At 65.2% G+C, this 6725-nt stretch carries 7 protein-coding genes; 6 read left to right on the top strand and 1 reads right to left on the bottom strand.

All coding sequences use genetic code 11. From position 1 onward, the window contains the following. Window positions 1-683: 683 nt before the first annotated feature. The 6 genes from HPA01S_RS22075 (at window position 684) to HPA01S_RS22905 (ending at window position 5869) form a co-directional block, all read left to right on the top strand. Entirely contained in the window at window positions 684-1955 is a 1272-nt protein-coding gene (locus tag HPA01S_RS22075) for a hypothetical protein (protein WP_157085148.1), read from the top strand. Further along, window positions 1952-3088, top strand: a complete 1137-nt coding sequence (locus HPA01S_RS22070) for a hypothetical protein (protein WP_066273607.1) — start codon at window positions 1952-1954, stop codon at window positions 3086-3088. Before HPA01S_RS22075 ends, HPA01S_RS22070 begins: the two co-directional genes overlap by 4 nt. Then, window positions 3069-3998, top strand: coding sequence for a metal ABC transporter solute-binding protein, Zn/Mn family (locus tag HPA01S_RS22065; RefSeq protein ID WP_066273610.1), 930 nt, complete (start codon window positions 3069-3071; stop codon window positions 3996-3998). Before HPA01S_RS22070 ends, HPA01S_RS22065 begins: the two co-directional genes overlap by 20 nt. Window positions 3999-4004: 6 nt before the next feature. Then, window positions 4005-4751: a metal ABC transporter permease gene (locus HPA01S_RS22060; protein WP_066273606.1), complete on the top strand. Its 747-nt coding sequence runs from the start codon at window positions 4005-4007 to the stop codon at window positions 4749-4751. 1 nt (window position 4752) lies between these two features. Then, window positions 4753-5274, top strand: a complete 522-nt coding sequence (locus tag HPA01S_RS22055) for a Fur family transcriptional regulator (RefSeq protein ID WP_066273604.1) — start codon at window positions 4753-4755, stop codon at window positions 5272-5274. Between the two features lie 313 nt (window positions 5275-5587). Then, window positions 5588-5869 carry an HU family DNA-binding protein gene (locus tag HPA01S_RS22905; RefSeq protein WP_084360914.1) on the top strand — a complete coding sequence of 94 codons (282 nt, stop codon included), beginning with the start codon at window positions 5588-5590 and terminating at the stop codon, window positions 5867-5869. Window positions 5870-6143: 274 nt separating this feature from the next. On the opposite strand, the gene HPA01S_RS23290 is transcribed toward HPA01S_RS22905, so the two are convergent. Further along, a partial coding sequence (locus HPA01S_RS23290; RefSeq protein ID WP_218005373.1) for a hypothetical protein occupies window positions 6144-6725 on the bottom strand: 582 nt, incomplete at its 5' end.

The following is a 6725-nucleotide window of genomic DNA, read 5'->3' as shown; positions in this document are numbered from 1 at the left end:
TTGAGGCCGGGCCAGGCGTGTCGCTGAGCTCCTGGCGCCGACGGGCACTGGAGCGCGAGTTTGCTGGATCTTTGGTCTTGTGAAGCGGCATTGCTGCCAGAAGGCGACACACGAGCCAGACTTCCCAGTGCGTGCAGGAGCGGAAGAAGGTGGCTATTGCTCACTACCTTGCGCAGGGTCGATAGGCTTCTATCCGTGGCCCGTCACCTATGCGCGCGATTGAGCACGTCCTTGAGATAAGCGCACGGATCGCGCTCGTTCATCGGTTTCAAGGGCCGTTCTTGAGCGCTCAGATGCATTCGGCGCCATGCGAACAGCAATTTCAAGTTGATGCCGGCTCCGATGCGACGGCTTCCAATGCGTTGGTGGCCCCGACGCACCGGGCATCAGGCTGCGCGCGACACCGGATTGTGCTCTCGCGGACTGCGATTGCTCTGCACGGACCACCAATCCTGCGCACCAGCGTTCAGCAAAAAATAGAGGGCGCTGAGAAGACGCCTGCATCACGTTCGCCCCTGCTGTTCTTGGGCAAACTTGGACCTAAGTTGCTTGCGGGCCGAGAACAGCAACCTTTAGAGTGCATCTGCGAGTGCCTCCAAATGCGATTGATTATGCAAAAACTCACAAAAGAATAATGTGATGATGTAACATAACATCATTCAATCAACGAGGATCTTATGTCCATGTCACCCCGGAAGTCTTCACGCCGCCTGATTCCATGCATCGCGATCACGCTCGCCCTTGCCGCCTGCGGCGGCGGTGGCAGCGATCCCGAAGAGGAACGCGACCATGAGCACACGCATATCGACACCGCCGGGCGCCTGGCGCTGAGCGAAAGCGGTCAGCCCAGGCTGCATGTGTTCGACCTGGACAACGGCACTGTCGAGCGCACGCACACGCTCGACAACCCGGCATCGGCGGTCTACACCAGCCCGGGCCAGCGCTACGCCGTGGTGCTGCAGAACGCGGGCGGCCTGGTGCAGTACGTTGACGGCGGCCTCTGGCAGGAGGACCACGGCGATCACGACCACGACTACCGGCAGGCGTCCAGCCTGCGGCCCTGGAAACTCGCGGGTGTCCGGCCTTCGCACTTCAACGCCGAAGCCGGCGCGCAGGGCGCCTTGTTCTTTGACGGGCTCGCTCCGACGAACGCCAGCTTCCAGCTCGTCACCGATGCCTCCATTGCATCGGGTGCCGCCGTCGCAAGCACCTCGTTGTCTGCGGCCTTGCATGGGCTGGCCATCCCGCGCGGGAGTTCGGTGCTGGCGGCGCACCCGGACGCGGTGTCCGGTCTGCCGACCCAGCTGGGCGTGTACGCCCGCAACGGCAGCGGCTACACCTTCTCTGGCACCCTGCCCACGCTGTGCGACGGCATGCATGGCGGTGCCGCGGCGGGCGACTACACCGCCGTCGGTTGCAACGACGGGGTGCTGCTGGTGCGCCATGCCGGCGTTGTGCTGACCGATTCGAAGGTGGCCACCGCCAGCCGCGTGAGCACCGTCGCCAGCCACCCGGCGCTGCCAGGCCAGTTCATCGGCTTCAGCAACAGCGGCACGCCGTCCACCACGCGCTTCCACGCGATCGATGGCGCGGCAGGCACCGCCACCGACATCACGCCGAACCCATGGCCGGCCGGCACCCTGCGCCGCGCCCATGGCTTTGACCGCAGCGGCCAGCGCTTCTTCGTGCTGGACAGCACGGGTTCGCTGCACGTGTGGACGCACGGCGCTTCGGGCTGGGTCACGGCCGCACCGGTCGCAGGCGTGATCGCGTCCATGCCCACCGCCGCCCCATTCCCGGCGCTGGCCACCAGCGCCGCGGTGAACGAGATCTATCTCACCGATCCGGTCGCGCAGCAGCTGATCACGCTGGACAGCGCCACGCTGGCGGTCAAGAGCCGCCGCTCCCTGGGCTTCGTGCCCGCACACGCCACCTGGGTGGGCATCGCGCGATGAAATCAGCATCTCTTTCATTGGCCCTCGTCTGCACGGGCCTGGGCAACGTCGCCCACGCGCAGAGCGAAGACTGGCAGCTCGGCGCGGTGCTGGACGTGGCGGCCACCTCGCGCGGGCTCGCGCTCGGCCAACGCGAAAAAGGCCTGGCGCTGGGCCACAGCGATCTGTCGCTGAGCGGCCCGCTGGGTCGGCACCTGTCTGCGCAGTTCACCGCAGCGGCCCACGCGCACGACGGCAAGACCGAAGTGGAGCTGGAAGAAGCCTATGTGCAGACGCGCACGCTGCCCCTGGGCCTGCAGGCGCGCGCGGGGCGTTTCGCCTCGCAGATCGGCTACCTGAACGAGCAGCACCCGCATGCAGACGACTTCGTCGAACGCCCCTTGCTGTACCGCGCGTTCTTCGGCGGACACTGGTTCGACGACGGTCTGCGGCTGAACTGGACGGCCCCCACCGACTTCTACCTGCGCCTCGGTGCCGAGGTGTTCCGCGGCCGCCAGCTGATCCAGGAGGCTGCTTCGGTGCGCAGCCCGGGTGCCACCGTGCTTTCGGCGCGGCTGGGTGACGACTGGGGCCGCTCGCACAGCTGGCAGACCGGCCTGTCCTGGCTGCACAACCGGCGCGAAGCGTCGGTCGAGGACGAACACGGCCACGGTGGCCATGACCACGACCACGACCACGGACATGACCATGCACACGCGCACGGCGCGGCCCTGAGCGGCAAGAACCTGGTGCTCTGGGATGTGGCCTGGAAATGGGCGCCCGACGGCAACAACAGCCAGCGCCAGCTGCGCGTCGTGTACGAACGCGCCTGGGTGCGCGACCTGAACCGCTACGCGCGCTCGCGCGACCGCCACCTGGCCGACTACCTCAGCGTGGTCTGGCGCTTTGCGCCTACCTGGGAGGTGGGGGCCCGCACCGACTGGCTGCAGGCGCGCATGCCGCATGGCGACCATTTCCACGCAGGCCGTCTGCGAGAGACCTCGCTGATGGTGGCCTACAAGCCGACGCACGCGCAAAGCATCCGGCTGCAGGCCACGCGCCAGAGCAACCGGGCCGGTTTCGACGAGGCAACGAACGCGGTGCAACTTCAATACGTCCTGAGCTTTGGCGCCCATGCAGCCCATTCGTTCTGACCGCCACCGCTGGCACCGAGCCATCGTCGGGTGTGCGCTCTGCCTGCTGGCCACCTCCACCCAGGCGCTGACGGTGTTCGCCTGCGAACCCGAGTGGGCGGCGCTGGTGCGCGAACTGGCGCCGCACGCCAGGGTGCACACCGCCACCCACGCGCTGCAGGACCCGCATCACATCGAAGCGCGGCCCAGCCTCATCGCCGCCCTGCGCCGTGCCGACCTCGCGGTCTGCACCGGCGCCGAACTCGAAGCCGGCTGGTTGCCCATGCTGCAACAGCGTGCCGGCAACCCCAGGGTGCACGACCGCGCCGAAGGCATGTTCTTCGCGTCCGACCACGTGGAACTCATCGACCCGCAGCCCGAAGGCGGCGGCCCGTTCGCGGGCGACGTGCACGCGGCCGGCAACCCGCACATCCACCTCGACCCGAACCGCGTCCGGGAAGTGGCCGAGGCCCTCACGCGCCAGCTGCAGGCGCTGGAACCTCAACAACAACAGCAGTACCAGCAACGCTGGGCCGCCTTCGATGCGCAATGGCAAACCCGCATCGCGCAGTGGGAGCGCAAGGCAGCGCCCTTGCGCGGCATGAAGGTGGCCGCGCAGCACTCCACCTTTGCCTACTTCTGGCGATGGCTGCACGTCGACCAGGTGGCGGACCTGGAACCCAGGCCCGGCATGCCCCCCACGCCGGGCCATCTGCAGGGCCTTCTCACGAAGCTGCGCAGCGCACGCCCCGAAGCGGTGGTCGCCACCACCTACCAGGACGGCCGCTCCGCCCGCTGGCTCGCGAGCCAGCTCGGTTCCGACACGCCCGCGCTGTCCTTGCCGGCCACGGTGACGGAAGGCGCTCCAGCCCCCTCCCTGCCGGCGCTGTTCGATCACTTGATCGAACAACTGCTCGCTGCCCACCGTTGAACGCCCGTGCCATCGGCTGACGACCTGCTCTGGCTCGCGGCACCCTGCCTGGCCCTGATGGCCGCTTGCGCCGCCCTCGTTCCCCTCGGTGCGCAGGTGCTGTCGCGCGGCGTGGTGTTCATCGATCTGGCCGTGGCGCAGATCGCCGCCTGCGGCGCGCTGGCCGCCGCCGTCTTCGTCGACCACCCCGCCCGGTGGGTCACGGGTTCGGCCAGCGCTCTCGCGGCGCTGGTGGGCAGCGGCGTGGTGTGGGCCCTGTCCCGCGCCTGGCCCGCGCAGCGAGAGGCCTTGATCGGGCTGGTGTACGTGTGCGGCGCCAGCTTCGCGGTGGTGGGCGCGTCGCTGGAGCCGCATGGCCGGGAAAGGCTCACCGAACTGCTCGCCGCCGACGTGCTCTGGGTGCCGTGGTCGTCCGTCGTCCTGCTCGTGCTCATGGCCGCCGCCGTGGCGTGGCTGGCACGCGGTTCCAGGCCCCGGCTGGCGCATGACGCCGTGTTCTACGGCGTCTTCGCGCTCACGCTGAGCGTGGCCGTCTCCTCGCTCGGCCTGTACCTGGTGTTCGCCATGCTGATCGGGCCCGCGTTGTGGACACGGCGAACCACGTCATTGCCTGCCGCTTTCGGGCTGGCGGTTCTGGCGTGCGCACTGGGCATCGGCCTGTCCTGGGCGTTCGACTGGCCCAGCGGCGCGTGCGTGGCCATGGCCCTGAGCGGCCTGGGCCTGGGCGTCACGCTGTTTTCGAGAGGAACTTAGAATGACCTGGCTCAGCACCCCACCCACCGCCATGGCCAGGCCCCGCAAGACCCCCTCCACCCCGAACAGCCCGGAAACGCCCAGCCGCAAGGTGCAGCGTGGCCTTGCCATTGCCCGCACCCAGTGCGAGGCCAACGGCGTTCAGCTGACGGACTTGCGCGCACTGGTGTTTGAACTGCTGCTGGTGCGTGGCAAGGCCACCAAGGCCTACGACCTGCTCGCCGACATGTCGACCCGCCAGCCCGGCGTCGCCCCCATGACCGTCTACCGCGCGCTGGACTTCCTGGTCGAACAGCGCCTGGTTCACAAGGTCACGGCCAACAGCAGCTTCGTGGTCTGCGACCACACTGACCACCCACACGATGACCCGGTTTTCCTGGTCTGCGAACGCTGTGGCAGCGCCACCGAATGGAGCGACTCGGGCATGAGCGAGCACCTCGCGCTCGCGCTCAAGTCGTCCGGTTTTCATGCCCATGGCATGGAGATCAAGGGCAAATGCGCAAGTTGCGCCGCAGGCGCATAGTCACGCGAACTCACCGTGAAACAGTTACGAAGGATTCCGACACTTGAGTCCGCGTAAAGGGCCACTCCCATAGATAAATTGGACAAGATCAGCCGCCTGTCTTTGGACAGGTGCATCTGAGTCGCCGAGACTTGTAACGCGCATTTCAATGCCTTTGGTGTGCCTAATCCATCGGCATTGCATCCGACGCTAAACTGCAAGAGATCCACTCAGACGGAGCCGCAGCTCTGTCGACGTTTCTTCATGGGACTGAGTCGGCGCGCGATGCCCTCTCTTGCTTTCTTCACAAACCACTTACAGAGAGGACACTTCTTTGAACAAGACCGAACTGATCGCCGCCATTGCTGCGGACACAAGCCTCAGCAAAGTAGATGCCAGCCGAGCGCTCGAGGCGCTGCTGGAAAACGTGTCGCAAGCGCTTGCACGCGGAGAATCGGTACATCTGACGAGTTTTGGTGCATTTAGTGTGAGCAGTCGTGCCGAACGCTCAGGACGCAATCCAGCAACGGGGCAAACGCTCGTGATCAAGGCACACAAGGCGCCCAAGTTCACTGCGGGCAAAGCACTAAAGAGCAGAGTCAACGCGGTTGGCTAACGGCCCGTGGGGTAGGGTGCGAGGGGAGCCTTGATCGGGCTGAAGTGATTCGTAATGGACCGTTCCGCCGGGTCGTTACGAACGTTGCGGCCGCATGATCTTCGCACGAGCGAAGGTGTATCTGTGCCGGAAGTCAGTTCGCTGAATTGCATGTCCTAATTAAGGGTGCACCAGCATTGCTGTCCCTCTCGCCCATCGGGAGTGTCCGAATTTCTTTGTGCATGAGGGTTTGCCGAATACGTGTTTGCATGAGGTTGTTAGATCTACGATGGCATCAAGACGGAGAATTTTCGACCACACTAGGCATAGCGATTCGAGGAAGCTGCCTGAAATCTTCCTGCGCTTGCAGAAACACCCGCTCGAACTCCCTGCGAGTGAGTTGGCGCAGCTGAAAAACGTGCATTTCGCTCATCTCCACAATTGAAGCGAGCTCCTCGGGAGTGGGTTGAGCATACTGCCAATCGCCGCTCACCATACAGCGAAAATGCAGGGACGCCAGTGCCTCGAAGGCAGCATCAAATACCACTGCAAGCCCTCTGACCACGCCTGTTCGCTCGATGCGCATCGAGACCATCAACGCAAACTTCAATTCTTGCCATGAAATCGCGGACTTTGCCGGAAGCGTCAGATCGTGGCAGGAGCGCTTTAAGGAGTCAGCCAATCCCTCGACGACTGTTTGCTCGACCTTGGCCGCACCCCTCGCAGCGATTTCCAGCGTGTTGGTTGCCGGCTTCCATCGAGATACAAATGGTTTACTTCGCTTCTTACTTGCCATGGAGACGCACGGGCTGGTCAGAGGCAGGTGGGTGGATTGACTATGCGGCGCAATCTGTCCGTGCTCTTGATTCGAAGTTGG

This window comes from Hydrogenophaga palleronii NBRC 102513 (genome assembly GCF_001571225.1).
GTDB lineage: Bacteria > Pseudomonadota > Gammaproteobacteria > Burkholderiales > Burkholderiaceae_C > Hydrogenophaga > Hydrogenophaga palleronii.
Note: the sequence above shows the minus strand (reverse complement) of the source record. Positions and strands in the feature narration are given on the sequence as shown.